Annotated in this window: 15 protein-coding genes; 12 read left to right on the top strand and 3 right to left on the bottom strand. The window is 68.7% G+C overall.

The window, feature by feature from the left end; translation table 11 throughout:
• Nucleotides 1-20 precede the first annotated feature (20 nt).
• The 7 genes from leuC to ACFOPI_RS04435 all read left to right on the top strand — a co-directional run bounded on the left by leuC (nt 21) and on the right by ACFOPI_RS04435 (nt 6,372).
• Nucleotides 21-1,442, top strand: coding sequence for a 3-isopropylmalate dehydratase large subunit (leuC, locus tag ACFOPI_RS04465; RefSeq protein WP_382171363.1), 1,422 nt, complete (start codon nt 21-23; stop codon nt 1,440-1,442).
• A gap of 35 nt (nt 1,443-1,477) precedes the next feature.
• Nucleotides 1,478-1,729: a hypothetical protein gene (locus tag ACFOPI_RS04460; protein ID WP_382171360.1), complete on the top strand. Its 252-nt coding sequence runs from the start codon at nt 1,478-1,480 to the stop codon at nt 1,727-1,729.
• A gap of 11 nt (nt 1,730-1,740) precedes the next feature.
• Nucleotides 1,741-2,388 carry a 3-isopropylmalate dehydratase small subunit gene (gene leuD, locus ACFOPI_RS04455; protein ID WP_066149735.1) on the top strand — a complete coding sequence of 216 codons (648 nt, stop codon included), beginning with the start codon at nt 1,741-1,743 and terminating at the stop codon, nt 2,386-2,388.
• A gap of 22 nt (nt 2,389-2,410) precedes the next feature.
• Nucleotides 2,411-3,481 (top strand): 3-isopropylmalate dehydrogenase, encoded by a 1,071-nt coding sequence (gene leuB / locus ACFOPI_RS04450; RefSeq protein WP_382171357.1) that lies wholly within the window; start codon nt 2,411-2,413, stop codon nt 3,479-3,481.
• Between the two features lie 16 nt (nt 3,482-3,497).
• Nucleotides 3,498-4,985, top strand: coding sequence for a protein adenylyltransferase SelO (locus ACFOPI_RS04445; protein WP_382171354.1), 1,488 nt, complete (start codon nt 3,498-3,500; stop codon nt 4,983-4,985).
• 96 nt (nt 4,986-5,081) lie between these two features.
• Complete coding sequence (locus ACFOPI_RS04440) at nt 5,082-5,528, top strand: SRPBCC family protein (protein ID WP_382171352.1); 447 nt, start codon at nt 5,082-5,084, stop codon at nt 5,526-5,528.
• 94 nt (nt 5,529-5,622) lie between these two features.
• The gene (locus ACFOPI_RS04435) at nt 5,623-6,372 is read left to right on the top strand and encodes a hypothetical protein (protein ID WP_382171349.1); all 750 of its coding nucleotides are present in this window, start codon (nt 5,623-5,625) and stop codon (nt 6,370-6,372) included.
• Here ACFOPI_RS04435 and ACFOPI_RS04430 read toward each other — a convergent pair.
• On the bottom strand, nt 6,335-7,120 hold the full coding sequence (locus ACFOPI_RS04430) for a tRNA-uridine aminocarboxypropyltransferase (protein WP_382171346.1): 786 nt from the start codon (nt 7,118-7,120) through the stop codon (nt 6,335-6,337). The genes ACFOPI_RS04435 and ACFOPI_RS04430 overlap by 38 nt on opposite strands.
• A gap of 23 nt (nt 7,121-7,143) precedes the next feature.
• Here ACFOPI_RS04430 and ACFOPI_RS04425 point away from each other — a divergent pair, with 23 nt between their 5' ends.
• On the top strand, nt 7,144-7,776 hold the full coding sequence (locus tag ACFOPI_RS04425; protein WP_382171343.1) for an MSMEG_1061 family FMN-dependent PPOX-type flavoprotein: 633 nt from the start codon (nt 7,144-7,146) through the stop codon (nt 7,774-7,776).
• 18 nt (nt 7,777-7,794) lie between these two features.
• Here the strand turns inward: ACFOPI_RS04425 and ACFOPI_RS04420 are convergent, their stop codons facing one another.
• A complete protein-coding gene (locus tag ACFOPI_RS04420; protein WP_382171340.1) occupies nt 7,795-9,915 on the bottom strand; it encodes an alpha/beta hydrolase family protein in 2,121 nt (706 codons plus the stop codon).
• 275 nt (nt 9,916-10,190) lie between these two features.
• Between ACFOPI_RS04420 and ACFOPI_RS04415 the strand changes: the two genes are divergently transcribed.
• The 4 genes from ACFOPI_RS04415 (at nt 10,191) to ACFOPI_RS04400 (ending at nt 13,065) form a co-directional block, all read left to right on the top strand.
• Complete coding sequence (locus ACFOPI_RS04415; RefSeq protein WP_382171338.1) at nt 10,191-10,733, top strand: DUF4399 domain-containing protein; 543 nt, start codon at nt 10,191-10,193, stop codon at nt 10,731-10,733.
• Nucleotides 10,730-11,893 carry a Gfo/Idh/MocA family protein gene (locus ACFOPI_RS04410; protein ID WP_382171335.1) on the top strand — a complete coding sequence of 388 codons (1,164 nt, stop codon included), beginning with the start codon at nt 10,730-10,732 and terminating at the stop codon, nt 11,891-11,893. The genes ACFOPI_RS04415 and ACFOPI_RS04410 overlap by 4 nt, the downstream gene beginning before the upstream one ends.
• Complete coding sequence (locus tag ACFOPI_RS04405; protein WP_382171333.1) at nt 11,890-12,753, top strand: peptidoglycan DD-metalloendopeptidase family protein; 864 nt, start codon at nt 11,890-11,892, stop codon at nt 12,751-12,753. Before ACFOPI_RS04410 ends, ACFOPI_RS04405 begins: the two co-directional genes overlap by 4 nt.
• A gap of 96 nt (nt 12,754-12,849) precedes the next feature.
• Nucleotides 12,850-13,065, top strand: a complete 216-nt coding sequence (locus ACFOPI_RS04400; protein WP_382171330.1) for a hypothetical protein — start codon at nt 12,850-12,852, stop codon at nt 13,063-13,065.
• 9 nt (nt 13,066-13,074) lie between these two features.
• Here ACFOPI_RS04400 and serS read toward each other — a convergent pair whose 3' ends face one another.
• On the bottom strand, nt 13,075-14,391 hold the full coding sequence (gene serS / locus ACFOPI_RS04395; protein WP_382171327.1) for a serine--tRNA ligase: 1,317 nt from the start codon (nt 14,389-14,391) through the stop codon (nt 13,075-13,077).
• Between the last annotated feature and the right edge of the window lie 13 nt (nt 14,392-14,404).

Genomic DNA, 14,404 nt, shown 5'->3' with positions numbered 1-14,404 from the left:
CCACAGGAGAACCACACCCCATGGCCCGCACGCTCTACGACAAGATCTGGGACGAACACGTCGTCCACACCGAGGAAGACGGCACGTCCGTCCTCTACATCGACCGACACCTGGTGCACGAAGTGACCAGCCCGCAGGCCTTCGAGGGCCTGCGCCAGGCCGGCCGCAAGGTCTGGCGTGTGAGCTCGGTGGTCGCGACCGCCGACCACAACACGCCCACCACCGGCTGGGAACGCGGCTACGACGGCATCACCGACCCGATCAGCAAGGAACAGATCACCACGCTGGACAGCAACATCAAGGAGTTCGGCGCCGCGGCGTTCTTTCCCTTCATGTCCAAGCGACAGGGCATCGTGCACGTCATCGGCCCGGAGAACGGCGCCACCCTGCCCGGCATGACCGTGGTCTGCGGCGATTCCCATACGTCCACCCATGGCGCCTTCGGCGCATTGGCGCACGGCATCGGCACCTCCGAGGTCGAGCACGTGATGGCGACGCAGACCCTGCTGGCCAAGAAGGCCAAGAACATGCTGGTCAAGGTCGAGGGCCAGTTGGCCAAGGGCGTGACCGCCAAGGACATCGTGCTCGCCATCATCGGCAAGATCGGCACCGCCGGCGGCACCGGCTACACCATCGAGTTCGCCGGCAGCGCCATCCGCTCGCTGTCCATGGAAGGCCGCATGACGGTCTGCAACATGGCCATCGAAGGCGGCGCGCGCGCTGGCCTTGTCGCCGTGGACGAGAAGACCATCGAGTACGTCAAGGGTCGCCCGCTGGCGCCCACCGGCGTGGAATGGGACCAGGCCGTCGCCTACTGGAAGACGCTGCACTCTGACGACGGTGCGCACTTCGATGCCGTCGTCGAACTCGACGCCGCGCAGATCCTGCCGCAGGTCACCTGGGGCACCTCGCCCGAGATGGTGCTGGGCGTGGACGCCCGCGTGCCCGACCCCGAGAAGGAAAAGGACGCCAGCAAGCGCGGTGCGATGGAGCGCGCGCTGACCTACATGGCGCTCGAACCCGGCAAGCCGCTGTCCGACATCTTTGTCGACAAGGTCTTCATCGGATCCTGCACCAACAGCCGCATCGAAGACATGCGCGAGGCCGCCGCGGTCGTGAAGAAGCTGGGTCAGAAGGTCGCCAAGAACATCAAGCTGGCGATGGTCGTGCCGGGCTCGGGCCTGGTGAAGGAACAGGCCGAGCGCGAGGGCCTGCACGAGATCTTCAAGGCCGCGGGCTTCGAATGGCGCGAGCCCGGCTGCTCGATGTGCCTGGCGATGAACGCCGACCGGCTGGAGCCGGGCGAGCGCTGCGCCAGCACCAGCAACCGCAACTTCGAAGGCCGCCAGGGCGCCGGTGGCCGCACCCACCTGGTCTCGCCTGCGATGGCCGCCGCCGCCGCCATCCACGGCCATTTCGTCGACATCCGCACCATCGCCTGAACGTCATTCCCGAGCGTTTTCCCAAGGAGTCCCTCATGTCCCCGTTCAAGACCCTGCTCGCCACCGCCGCCCTGATGTCCCTGGCCGCCTGCAGCTCCAACACCGTGCAAGGCGTCAAGCAGGACGCCCATGTCGTCAAGGACAAGGCTGTGGAGGTCAAGGACGTGGTGGTCGACAAGGCCATCGAGATCAAGGACAAGGCCGTCGAAGGCGGCAAGGCCGCCGGCCAGGCGGTCGGGTCCGGACTGGAGAAAGCCGGCGAAGCCGTCAAGGGCGCGACCAACTGAACACCCACACCATGCAGACATTCACCATTCACCAGGGCCTCGTGGCCCCCATGGACCGCGAGAACGTCGACACCGACGCGATCATTCCCAAGCAGTTCCTCAAGTCGATCCGCAAGACCGGCTTCGGTCCCAACCTGTTCGACGAGTGGCGCTACCTCGACCAGCCGGGCGAACCCGGCGTGCCCGAGAGCGCGCGCAAGCCCAACCCCGACTTCGTACTCAACCAGCCGCGGTACAAGGGTGCTTCGGTGCTGCTCACGCGCCGCAACTTCGGCTGCGGCTCCAGCCGTGAGCATGCGCCCTGGGCCATCGACCAGTACGGCTTCCGCGCCATCATCGCGCCCAGTTACGCCGACATCTTCTTCAACAACTGCTTCAAGAATGGCCTGCTGCCCATCGTGCTGAGCGAAGCGCAGGTGGACCAGTTGTTCAACGAGGTGTTCGCCTTTCCCGGCTACCAGCTGACCATCGACCTGGAGCGCCAGGTGATCGTCAAGCCGCAGGGCGAGGAGATCCCCTTCGAGGTCAACGCCTTCCGCAAGTACTGCCTGATCAACGGCCTGGACGACATCGGCCTGACGCTGCGCCACAAGGACAAGATCGAGGCGTTCGAGAAAGAGCGTCTGGCGACCAAGCCCTGGCTCGCGCACACCATGTAATCCACTTCAACAGCAAGACACAATGAAAATCGCAGTTCTCCCCGGTGACGGCATCGGCACCGAAATCGTCGCCGAAGCGGTCAAGGTCCTCGACGCGCTCGACCTGAAGTTCGAGATGGAATCGGCCCTGGTCGGTGGCGCCGCCTACGACGCGCACGGCCACCCGCTGCCCGAGTCCACGCTCAAGCTCGCCAAGGAAGCGGACGCCATCCTGTTCGGCGCCGTCGGCGACTGGAAGTACGACAAGCTGGACCGCCCGCTGCGCCCCGAGCAGGCCATCCTGGGCCTGCGCAAGAACCTCGGCCTGTTCGCCAACTTCCGCCCCGCCATCTGCTACGAGCAGCTGGTCGGTGCCTCCAGCCTCAAGCCCGAGCTGATCGCCGGTCTGGACATCCTGATCATCCGTGAGCTGACCGGCGACATCTATTTCGGCCAGCCCCGTGGCCGCCGCGAAGCCCCGGACGGCGAGTTCAAAGGCGCGCCTGAAGCCTTCGACACCATGCGCTATTCCAAGCCGGAGATCGAGCGCATCGCCCACGTAGCCTTCCAGGCCGCGCGCAAGCGCAACAAGAAGGTGACCTCGGTCGACAAGGCCAACGTGCTGGAGACCTTCCAGTTCTGGAAGGACACCATGATCGAGGTGCACGCCCAGTACCCCGACGTCGAGCTGCAGCACATGTACGTCGACAACGCCGCGATGCAGTTGGTCAAGGCGCCCAAGGCCTTCGACGTGGTGGTCACCGGCAACATGTTCGGCGACATCCTGTCCGACGAGGCCTCGATGCTCACGGGCTCGATCGGCATGCTGCCCTCGGCCTCGCTCAACGCGAAGAACCAGGGCCTGTACGAGCCCAGCCACGGCAGCGCACCCGACATCGCCGGCAAGGGCATCGCCAACCCGCTGGCGACCATCCTGTCGGCCGCGATGATGCTGCGCTTCTCGCTCAACCAGGAAGAAGCCGCCCAGCGCATCGAAGCCGCGGTGCAGAAGGTGCTGGCCCAGGGCCTGCGCACCGGCGACATCTGGAGCGAAGGCACGACCAAGGTCGGCACTGTCCAGATGGGCGATGCCGTGGTCAAGGCGTTGGCCTGAAATCGGGCGCCCGCAGATGAGCGCGCCGCTGTTCACCTTCGACAACAGCTACGCGCTGATGGAGGGCATGTCCGTGGCCTGGCAGCCAGCGACGGTGCCGGCGCCGCGCTGGCTGTACCTGAACCGGCCGTTGGCCGAGGAACTCGGGCTCGACGCCGAGGCCTTGGCCTCGGACGATGGCTTGGCGGTGTTCGCCGGCAACCGCGTGCCCGAGGGCGCCACACCGATTGCACAGGCCTACGCCGGTCACCAGTTCGGCGGTTTCTCGCCGCAGCTGGGCGACGGACGCGCGCTGCTGCTGGGCGAAGTGATCGACTGCCAGGGACAGCGCCGCGACATCGCCTTCAAGGGTTCGGGCCGCACGCCGTTCTCGCGCGGCGGCGACGGCAAGGCGGCCGTGGGCCCGGTGTTGCGCGAGGTGCTGATCAGCGAGGCCATGCACGCGCTGGGCATCCCGACCACGCGTTCGCTGGCGGCGGTGGCCACCGGCGAAACCATCCGCCGCGAACGTCCCCTGCCCGGCGCGATCCTCACACGCGTCGCGGCCAGCCACATCCGCGTCGGCAGCTTCCAGTTCTTCGCTGCGCGCAACGACACCGAACGTGTGCGGCAGCTCGCCGAACACGCCATCGGGCGCCACGACCCGGTGCTGGTCGGTCGTGAAGACCGGTACCTCGCGTTCTACGAGGCCGTGGTGCAGCGCCAGGCCCGCCTAGTCGCGCAGTGGATGTCGATCGGCTTCATCCACGGCGTGATGAACACCGACAACATGACCATCTCGGGCGAGACCATCGACTACGGGCCCTGCGCCTTCCTGGAGGCCTACGACCCCGAGACCGTGTTCAGCTCCATCGATACCCACGGCCGCTACGCCTTCGGCAACCAGCCCGGCATCGCGCAGTGGAACCTCGCGCGGCTGGCCGAAACCCTGCTGCCGCTGTTCAACACCGACGACGGGCAGGCGGTGGCCGCCGCCACCCGGGTGCTGGACGGCTTCGGCGAGCGCTTCGACCGGCACTGGCTCAACCTGCACCGCCTCAAGCTGGGCCTGCGGGGCGAACCCGCCAACGACGAGGCCGACCGAGCCCTGGTCAACAACCTGCTGCGGCTCATGCACGAGCACCGCGTCGACTTCACGCTCGGTTTCCGCCGACTGTCGGCCGTGTTGCGCGGGGCGCCGCAGGACTGGCTGGCGCTCTGGGGCGACTCGCAAGCCGCCGCCGGCGAGTGGCTGGGGCGCTGGCAGCAGCGCTTGACGGCGCAAGGCGAACCGGCGCATGAAGTGGCCGCCCGCATGGACGCCACCAACCCGCTGTTCATCCCGCGCAACCACCTGGTCGAGAATGCGCTGGACGCAGCCAGCGAGTCCGGCGACCTGCGGCCTTTCGAGCGCCTGCTGGCCATCGTCACCGACCCGTACACCGAGCGCAGCGAAGACGCCAGCGCTGCCCAGCCCGGCACGCCCGAACAGACCCAGGGCTACCGCACCTTCTGCGGCACCTGAGTCGGCAGCTGTCGAAAACGGCGCCCCTGTCTCGTCGTCATTCCAAGGCCTGACCTGGCCTTGCCATCCGCCAACACCCCGACCGAGGAGCAATCCATGAGCACCGGCACCGTCCGCTTCCACCGCATTCTCAAGGCACCGCCCGAGCGCGTCTACCGCGCCTTCCTCGACCCCGACGCCATGGCCAAGTTCCTGCCGCCGCACGGCTTCACCGGCCGCGTGCTGGAGATGGACGCGCGCGTCGGTGGCGTCTACCGCATGCAGTTCACCAACTTCAGCAACGGCCAGACGCACGCCTTTGGCGGCAAGTACCTGGAGCTGGTGCCGAACGAAAAGATCGTGAACACCGACCTCTTCGACGACCCCAACCTGACCGGCCAGATGATCACCACCATCAGCCTCAAGGCCGTCTCCTGCGGCACCGAATTGACCGCCGTGCAGGAAGGCATCCCAGAGGCCATCCCGGTCGAGATGTGCTACCTCGGCTGGCAGGAAACGCTGGCGCTGCTGGCCCAGCTGGTGGAGCCCGAAATCCCGGGCTGACGCCATCCTCCGGATGGGCGATGCGGGGTGCCGCGCCCGTTCCCAGAATGCAGCGGTCGGGCCAGTCCGACGCCCGCTCTCAGGAGGACACCCCATGACACCCCTTGCCCGCTGCCTGTCCCTGTTGCTCGCCGGCCTCGCGCTGGCGGGCTGCCGGGAATCCGAAGCCCCTTTGGTGGCGCACTCGTCCACCTCGCAGCACCACGAGTACCGCAACGACCTGGCGGTGTGCGGACTCAACACGCACCCGATCGTGCCCATCACCAGCACGGTCCGCTACACCGAAGCCACCGTGATGGCGGGCTTCCGTTCCGATTACTTCCCCGGCGCCCAGCCCTTCCCCTGCAACCGGCTGATGGCCTACCGCTCGCAGGGGGTGATGATGTTCCGGGGCACCGTGCCCGCAGGGGCTGCGCTCAACACGGTGAACGCCTTGCTGGAAATCAGCAGCTTCGCGCCAACGGTGCCGATCCGCGTCATCGAAGCGCGGCCCTTGTCCACCGGCTCCACCGGCAGCTACTCAGGCACCACACGCGAGAGCTGCCGCTTCCGGGTCAGCAGCTACCCCCGCACACCCTATGTGCCCGGCCCGACCAACTACGGCGGGCCGTGGATCACCACCACCGAGCTGGCCGACACCGGCACGCACCGCTTCTGGGTGCCGATGCGGGAGCCCCAGATGGTCAATGTGACCGAGGAGTTCCGCCGCTCGGTGACCGGGGGTAGCGATGTGGTGATGCGCCTGGTCATCGAACCCGACGACATCGCCTTCGCCTCGGCCGCCAGCAACAACTGCTACGGGCAGTTCACGGTGCGTCTGCGGATCTTTGCGCCGGACGAGTGATGTGGCCCAACGCGCGCACGCGCTGTTCTGCCTCGCTGTCCACCGACAGCGGCTGGTGTCCCCGCGCGCTCAGGTAGCGCTCGCTGAACAGGCCGAACCAGGCGTCCAGCGCGTCGGCGGCGACGGCATCTCCCGCTAGGTCCAGGCACAGGGCGGCCACCTCGGCGGTGCAGAAGTGGTGTTCCTGTGCCGAGCGCCGCAGCTGGTAGCGCGAGGCATGCGCCGGCTGCAGCCCCAGCACCGGCGCGCTGTCCAGCCAGGGGCTCTTGCGGAACATCTTGCGCGCCTCGGACCAGGTGCCATCCAGCAGCACGAACAGCGGCCGGCGCCCGTCGTCCACCACCGGAGTCGTCACCGCGCGCGAGGGTGCGGCGTACTCGGTGGGGAACACGACGTGCGGCCGCCACTGCGGATCGGCCAGCAGGGCCAGCAGCGCCGGATCGACCTCGGTGCGCGACCAGCCGAAGGCCCAGGTGTCGGGCACCACGTCGGCGATCAGCCATCCGGTGTTGGTGGGCTTGAGCGCCTCGATGTCGCCCAGCAGCAGGCAGAATCCCGCGTTCGATGGCACCACCGGCCGCAGGCCGCAGATGCAATGGGTCGCGGGCAGGCGGCAGCCGCTGCAGCGCACCAGGCCGGCGCCGCGCGCGACATAGGGTTTGCTGGAGGCCGCCAGGCGCTGGGCGCGCTGGCGCGCGACCGCGTGGAGAACGGAAGGGACGGCGGGTTCCGGGGTGGCAAAGGGCATCCGTCAAATGTATGCTCCCCGCGATGAACGTCCTGACCTCCCTCGACGCCCTGCGCGCGCTCTACGACCCGGTGCGCGAGCGCTCGTCCAAGAAAGAGATCCCGCAGCTCGACGCGCACGCTCGCCGCTTCATCGGTCTTTCGCCCTTCGTGGTGATCGGCAGCGGCGATGACCCGCACGGCATGGACACCTCGCCGCGCGGCGGCGCACCGGGCTTCGTGCACGTGCCGGACGCCCACACCCTGCTGATTCCCGACGCGCCGGGCAACAACCGGCTGGACACGCTGGAGAACATCGTGCGCGGCGGCGAGGCCGGCGCACCGGTCGGTCTGCTGTTCCTGATCCCGGGTGTGGACGAAACCCTGCGCGTGAACGGCCGCGCCGTGCTCAGCACCGACGCCACCGACCTCGCGCTGTGTGCCGAGCCCGGCCGAAGCCCCAAGCTGGCGATCCGGGTCGCGGTGCAGGCCTGTTACCTGCACTGCGCCAAGGCGCTGATGCGCTCGAAGCTCTGGGACGCGGAGCGCCAAGTGGAGCGCTCCGCATTGCCCAGCATGGCCGAGATGATGCGCGACCAGATCCGCGAATTCCGCGGCGAAGAAGTCGCCGCGGAAACGCTGGAACAGATGCTGGAGCGCTACCGCCAGACGCTCTGACGACGTTCCAACCCAGGCTCAGGGCAGGAAGTTCAGCCCCTCGGGCAGCGGCGGCACCAGCGGCATCTCGAACAGCGGGCCGGGCCCATCGGGGTCGATCACCACACTGCCCCCGCTGCGGAAGAACTCCGCGATCTGCGTCTGCGCCAGCACCGCGATGGTCGGTCCCGCCGGGCTTGCCAGCCCGGTCAGGAAGGTGTGCGGGTTCTTCGGCACCGCCGGGTTCGCGGCGACGGCCAGGTCGTTGCGGAAGTAGGTGGTCTGCGCCTGCAGGCCACCAGCGCGCACGATGGCGGTCGAGGTCGGGTTGGGCACGGTCTGGTCCCCCTTGGCCATCTGCAGGATCACCGGCTTGGCCGCGCTGCCCGGCAGCGGCTGCTGGCGGATCAGGTGCGCGTAGGACACCGGGTTGCCTGCCTGCTGCACCCACTCCCAGCGGTCGATCACCTGCGCGATCTCCATCGCGCCAGGCACCTGGTTGACCACCGGCGGCAGATCGCGCAGCGGCATGTTCTCGAAGAAGTTGAACGGCACCGGCAGGCTGGCCGACGGCGGCAGGTTGAGCAGCTGCGGCACCCGCGTGGCCAGCGCCAGGCCGGTCAGGCCGCGAAACGCGCCCAACCGGGCGACTTCGGCGATGGAGCCACCCGGCACATTGGGCACGCCCGCCTGGATGGACGGCTCCACGCCCAGCAGGATGGTGCCGTAAATGCCGCCGAAGGACTGGCCGGCGTAGTAGATGCGCTGCGCGTCGAGGTCGGTGCTGCCATCGCCTTCGACATCGATACCCGCCTCCACCTGGCGCACCAGCTGCATCAGGTCGATGGCGGTCTGGCGCAGGCCGTCGCGGCTGGAAATCGCGGAGCGCGGCGGCGCGGCACTGGACCCCTCGGTGCTGTCGATGGTGCCGTTGCCGTCCTGGTCGAACCCACGGCCGCCAGCTGGCACCGCCACCGCACCACCCGCCGTGGTCAGGTTCAGCACACCGGCCGCGCCGCCGCCGTGGCCCACCACGTTGATCGACAACGTGGCAATGCCGCGCGAGGCCAGCACCGAAGCCACCGTCCACGGTGCGCCGAACATGCTGTCGGTGAAGCCATGGCCGAAAATCGCCACCGGCCATCCCGCCGTGGGTTTGGCACCGGCCGGCAGGAAGAGCTGAAACACCAGCTCGTTTGTGCCCTGCGGCTGGGGTCGGCCCGACAACGTCGGGGTCGCGGGTATGTACTGGCCCGTGGCCAGGTAGTTGGGCGACTGGTAGCGGCCGTAGGCGATCTGACCGACGGCGCCGGGCACGACGTAGAGCGCCGACAGCGGCACGGCCTGTGGCGCCAGCGCCCCCGCGGCGGCGCCGACCTGGCGCTGCAGCTCGACCGCCGCCACGCCGGCCAGCGGAAACACCGCGCGCACCGGTGCGCCGCCCGCGCTGCCGATCATGAAGTCCACCGGCGCCGGATTCGTTGCCTTGATACGGCGCATCACCTTCACCAGGTCGCCGGTGGCGCTCTGCGTGGTGAAGACCGAGGCCGCCGCCACCGCCAGCCCACGACCGAGGCGCACCGCCGACGCCCCTTCGCGCATCTCGCGGTGGTGTTCCGCACGGTGGCGCCCGCCGCCCAGCGCGGCCCCGGACACGATGCGCCGTCCCTTGGCGTCGCGCACCCCGTTGGTCACCACCAGCACATAGCGCGAACGCTCGGCCAGCAACTCGTCGGGTTCGAACACCAGCGTGCGCGTGGCCGGGTCCCACAGCACCTGGTTGATGCCCACCTTCTGGCCAAAGCCGCGCAGGTTCTGCGTGTCGCCGAGGTTGTAGAGGAACACCGTCTCGCTGCTGACCGATCCCACGTCGATGTCGCCGGTGAACGGCACCGTGATGCGCGGCTGTGTCGAGAAGCCGTCGAGCGTGTTGATGATGTCGATGTCCTGGCAGTCGCTCACCCGCACCGCGCAGTCGGGCCGGGGCAGGTTGACGCGGCGGAAGGTCGCGTTGCCGAAGTCGACCACCGTGTGGCGGTTGCTCGGGAACGGACTGGCTGTGTCGTCGTCGCGCACCGACACGGACTGCGCCACCGCGACCACGGGCATCAGCGCAAGCGACAGGACCGCTGTGATCAAGCGGGCGTGAAAGGGCGTCATGGGAGTCTCCTGATGTTTGACCGCCCAGGGCACCGGGAGGTCTTTTTGTGAATTTGTGCACGCCGTTGTACGCCGCTGCACGGGCAAGTGCCAGAGTCCTCAGCGTTTTCCCTGAGCCCTGCACACCGGTTTGCGTCGCGCAGGCGACGCAAACCACGCAGGCGCCGGAGCGGGCCGGTACAGAAACCCTGCTGTCCTTGTATCCGCAGGTAAAGCCCGCGGGCTCGGTGGCCAACTGCGTATGCTCGGCCATCTTCAACCCTGAGGAGAACCCCATGCCCATGACTTCCCGACTCGCCCTCGCAGGTGCCGCAGCCGCCGTTCTGGCACTGTCTGCCTGCAGCCATTCCATGCACGCCCACCACGGCGGCAAGCACGGCGCCATGAACCCCAATGCCAATGCCAGCGCCACCACACCGGCCAAAGTCACGGCCAGCACGCCGGTGCTCGCCAGCGGCTACAAAAAGGTGGAGGCACCAGCGACGGCCCGGCTGTACTTCGTCAACCTGGCCGACGGAGCCACCGTGAGCAGCCCGGTCAAGGTCGTGTTCGGCCTCAGCGGCATGGGCGTGGCGCCGGCTGGCGTCGAGAAGGCCGGCACCGGTCACCACCACCTGCTGGTGAACGTGAACGAGTGGGACGCCAACGCGCCGCTGCCGGCCAACGACAACTTCCGGCATTTCGGCGCCGGCCAGACCGAGGTGTCGCTCGACCTCAAGCCGGGCCAGCACACGCTGCAGTTGGTGCTGGGCGACCAGAACCACATTCCCCACCACCCGGTCGTGATGAGCGACCGCATCACCATCACCGTCCGATGAACGACCTCAACCCCGTCATCGCCCTGCTCGGGCGCCGCCTTCGCCTCGCTGTCATCGGCGGCGGCCCGGGCTCCTTCATCGGCCCCATCCACCGCATGGCGGCGCGCCTGGACGACCGCTACGACATCGTGGCCGGCGTGCTTTCGTCGGACCCGCAACGCTCGGTGGCCGCCGGCCTGGCAATGGGACTGGCCCCGGACCGCTGCCACCCCGACCTGGCCACCCTGCTGGCGGCCGAATCGCAACGCCCCGACGGCATCGACGCGGTCGCCATCATGACGCCCAACGACGGCCACTTTCCTGCTGCGATGGCGGCGCTGGACCACGGTTTCGACGTCATCTGCGACAAGCCCATGACCAACACCCTGGCCGAGGCACAGACGCTGTGGGAGAAGGTCCAGGCCAGCGGCCGCGTGTTCTGCCTGACGCACAACTACAGCGGTTACCCCATGGTGCGCCAGGCGCGCGCCATGGTGGCCGACGGCCAGCTCGGCGACATCCGTCTCGTGCAGGTGGAGTACGTGCAGGGCGGGCGCGCCAAACCTGGCCCCGGCCGCGTGGCCTGGAAGGCCGACCCGGCGCGCGGCGGGCCTTCGCTGGTCATGGGCGACATCGGCACCCACGCCCACCAGCTGCTGCGCTTCATCAGCGGGCTGGAGGTCGGCGAGGTCGCGGCGGAACTCGGCTGCGTGGTGCCCGAGCGCGAGGCGCATGACTTTGCCGGCGTGCTGCTGCGCATGGCGGGCGGCGCACGCGGCAGCTTCTGGGTCACTCAGGCGGCGGCGGGCGTCGAGAACGGCCTGCGCATCCGCGTCAGCGGCTCGCGCGGCACGATTGAATGGCAGCAGGAACACCCGCAGGTGCTGGACTTCAAGCCGCTGGACGCGCCCGCCCAGCGCCTGACGCCGCGCGGCCCGGGCGCCCTGCCGCTGGCGCTGCGCGGCACCCGCGTGGCCGCCGGCCACCCCGAGGGCTTCCCCGAGGCCTTTGCCAACCTCTACTCGGACGCGGCCGAGGCCATCGCGGCACGGCGCGCCGGCCAGAGCCCCGACCCGCTGGCCCTGCATTTTCCGAACGCGCACGACGGCTGGATGGGCATGCGCTTCGTCGACGCGGTGATCCGCTCAGCACAGGCCGGTGGCGCCTGGACGCCCGCATGACGCAGCCCATGCGCGCCCGCCGCGAGGTGCTCGGCGCCCTGGCTGCGATGGGCCTCGGCGTGTGCCCGACCACCTGGGCGAACACCACGCCCCCACAGCCCACCGACTGGCCCCAGGCATCGGCCGTACCCGGCGGCGTGGCCCGGCTGTCGCTCGGCCCCTCGGCCGACCGGCCCCAGGCCTGGGCCGGCGAGGCTCCCTTGCTGGTGGTGGGCAGCCCGACCGGCTGGACCGCGCTGGTCGGCATCCCGCTGGCTGCCGCGCCCGGGGAAGCCCAGATCGAGATCAAGATAGACGGCGGCGGCCGGCGCGCCCTGCCCTACCGCATCGGCGCCAAGGCCTACGCCGAGCAGCGCCTGACGGTGGCCCCGCGCACGGTCGAACTCTCGCCCGAGGACCTGGCCCGGCACGAACGCGAACGACTCCATCAGCAGGCCGTCATCACCCGCTTCACCGAACCGCTGCCGCTCGACCTGCGCATGCAGGCGCCGGTGGACGGACGCCGCTCCAGTTCCTTCGGGCTGCGGCGCGTGTTCAACGGGCAGGCACGCCAGCCCCACAGCGGCATGGACATCGCGGCCGCGACCGGCACGCCGGTGATCGCGCCGCTGGCGGCACGGGTGATCGACACGGGCGACTACTTCTTCAACGGCCAGACCGTCTGGCTGGACCACGGAGGCGGGCTGCTGTCCATGCTGTGCCACCTCAGCCGCGCCGATGTGCGGGTGGGCGATGTGCTGGCGGCCGGCCAGCCACTGGGCGCGGTGGGCGCCACCGGCCGCGTCACCGGCCCTCATCTGCACTGGAGCGTGCTGCTCAACCGGACCGCGGTCGATCCGGCGTTGTTTATTCACGCTTGATCCCGTTTTTTGGGGCGGGAAATGGCGGCCGGCCGGAGCACCGCGGGCACAATGCGCGCTCTCCCTTGTTGCCCGAATGTCCGCCCCGGAGGCCCCGTGTACCGTTTGCCGCTCGCCATCGCCGCCCTCATCGCCCTGGCGGCGTGTTCATCCACCAAGCGGCAATGGCAGAAGGAAGGCGTGAGCGCCTTCGACACCGCCAACGTCGAGTCGGAGTGCAAGTTCCAGACCGGTCTGGCCAAGATCAAGGGCGACCAGGCCGAGGAACTGGTCCGCCACTGCATGCAGGCGAAGGGATTTCGCCTGAACTGAGGGCCAGGGTCAGCCGCCGATGCGTTCGGCACCACCCATGTAGGGGCGCAGCACCTCGGGCACGGTCACGCTGCCGTCGGCGTTCTGGAAGTTTTCCAGCACCGCCACCAGCGCCCGGCCCACCGCCACGCCAGAGCCGTTGAGGGTGTGCACCAGTTCGTTCTTGCCCTGGGCGTTCTTGAAACGCGCCTGCAGGCGGCGGGCCTGGAAGGCTTCGCAGTTGGAGACCGAGCTGATCTCGCGGTAGGTGCCCTGTGCCGGCACCCAGACCTCCAGGTCGTAGGTCTTGCTAGCGCCAAAGCCCATGTCGCCGGTGCACAGGCTCATCACCCGGTAGGGCAGGCCCAGCGCCCGCAGGATGGCTTCGGCGTGGCCGGTCATCTCTTCCAGCGCCTCGTAGCTCTTTTCCGGGTGCACGATTTGCACCATCTCGACCTTGTCGAACTGGTGCTGGCGGATCATGCCGCGCGTGTCGCGGCCGGCGCTGCCGGCTTCGGAGCGGAAGCACGGGGTATGCGCCGTCATCTTGATCGGCAGGTCCGATTCGGCCAGCACGGTGTCACGCACCACGTTGGTCAGAGTCACTTCGCTGGTCGGGATCAGGTACAGCGCCTGGGTGTCGGGCATCTCTTCCCCCTCCTGCCCGCCCTTTTTCACAGCGAACAAGTCGCCTTCGAACTTGGGCAACTGGCCGGTGCCGCGCAGCGTCTCGCCGTTGACGATGTAGGGCGTGTAGCACTCGGTGTAGCCGTGCTGCTGGGTCTGCGTGTCCAGCATGAACTGGGCCAGCGCGCGGTGCAGGCGTGCAATCGGCCCGCGCATGAAGGTGAAGCGCGAGCCGGCGAGCTTGGTACCGGTGTCGAAGTCCAGGCCGAGCTTCTCGCCGATGTCCACGTGGTCGCGAACCGGGAAGTCGAAGGTCTTCGGCGTGCCCCAGCTGCGCACCACCACGTTGCCCTCTTCACCCGCGCCCACCGGCACGCTTTCGTGCGGCAGGTTGGGCACCGCCAGCAGCAGGTTCTGCAGCTCGCCCTGGATCACGTCCAGCCGCGCGGCCGAGGCTTCCAGCTCTGCCTTCATCTCGCCCACCTGGGCCATCACCGCATCGGCCTCTGCGTGCTGCCCCTTGCCCTTGAGCATGCCGATCTGCTTGGAGAGGCTGTTGCGCTGCGCCTGCAAGGCTTCGGTGCGGGTCTGCAGCGCCTTGCGCTCGGTTTCCAGCGCCTGGTAGGCGGCCACGTCGAGGTAGGGCTGGGGGTTCTTGCGGGTTTCCAGGCGCGCGACGACGGCGTCCAGGTCTTTGCGGAGTTGAAGGATGTCTAGCATTCGGCGATTGTAG

The sequence above is a fragment of the Hydrogenophaga luteola genome (assembly GCF_042648585.1).
Classification (GTDB): domain Bacteria; phylum Pseudomonadota; class Gammaproteobacteria; order Burkholderiales; family Burkholderiaceae_C; genus Hydrogenophaga; species Hydrogenophaga luteola.
Note: the sequence above shows the minus strand (reverse complement) of the source record. Positions and strands in the feature narration are given on the sequence as shown.

What these genes read in the sequence shown, in the direction of transcription:
- leuC (WP_382171363.1), top strand. Translation starts at nt 21, where the DNA reads ATGGCCCGCACGCTCTACGACAAGATCTGGGACGAACACGTCGTCCAC.
- ACFOPI_RS04460 (WP_382171360.1), top strand. Translation starts at nt 1,478, where the DNA reads ATGTCCCCGTTCAAGACCCTGCTCGCCACCGCCGCCCTGATGTCCCTG.
- leuD (WP_066149735.1), top strand. Translation starts at nt 1,741, where the DNA reads ATGCAGACATTCACCATTCACCAGGGCCTCGTGGCCCCCATGGACCGC.
- leuB (WP_382171357.1), top strand. Translation starts at nt 2,411, where the DNA reads ATGAAAATCGCAGTTCTCCCCGGTGACGGCATCGGCACCGAAATCGTC.
- ACFOPI_RS04445 (WP_382171354.1), top strand. Translation starts at nt 3,498, where the DNA reads ATGAGCGCGCCGCTGTTCACCTTCGACAACAGCTACGCGCTGATGGAG.
- ACFOPI_RS04440 (WP_382171352.1), top strand. Translation starts at nt 5,082, where the DNA reads ATGAGCACCGGCACCGTCCGCTTCCACCGCATTCTCAAGGCACCGCCC.
- ACFOPI_RS04435 (WP_382171349.1), top strand. Translation starts at nt 5,623, where the DNA reads ATGACACCCCTTGCCCGCTGCCTGTCCCTGTTGCTCGCCGGCCTCGCG.
- ACFOPI_RS04430 (WP_382171346.1), bottom strand. Translation starts at nt 7,120, where the DNA reads ATGCCCTTTGCCACCCCGGAACCCGCCGTCCCTTCCGTTCTCCACGCG.
- ACFOPI_RS04425 (WP_382171343.1), top strand. Translation starts at nt 7,144, where the DNA reads ATGAACGTCCTGACCTCCCTCGACGCCCTGCGCGCGCTCTACGACCCG.
- ACFOPI_RS04420 (WP_382171340.1), bottom strand. Translation starts at nt 9,915, where the DNA reads ATGACGCCCTTTCACGCCCGCTTGATCACAGCGGTCCTGTCGCTTGCG.
- ACFOPI_RS04415 (WP_382171338.1), top strand. Translation starts at nt 10,191, where the DNA reads ATGCCCATGACTTCCCGACTCGCCCTCGCAGGTGCCGCAGCCGCCGTT.
- ACFOPI_RS04410 (WP_382171335.1), top strand. Translation starts at nt 10,730, where the DNA reads ATGAACGACCTCAACCCCGTCATCGCCCTGCTCGGGCGCCGCCTTCGC.
- ACFOPI_RS04405 (WP_382171333.1), top strand. Translation starts at nt 11,890, where the DNA reads ATGACGCAGCCCATGCGCGCCCGCCGCGAGGTGCTCGGCGCCCTGGCT.
- serS (WP_382171327.1), bottom strand. Translation starts at nt 14,391, where the DNA reads ATGCTAGACATCCTTCAACTCCGCAAAGACCTGGACGCCGTCGTCGCG.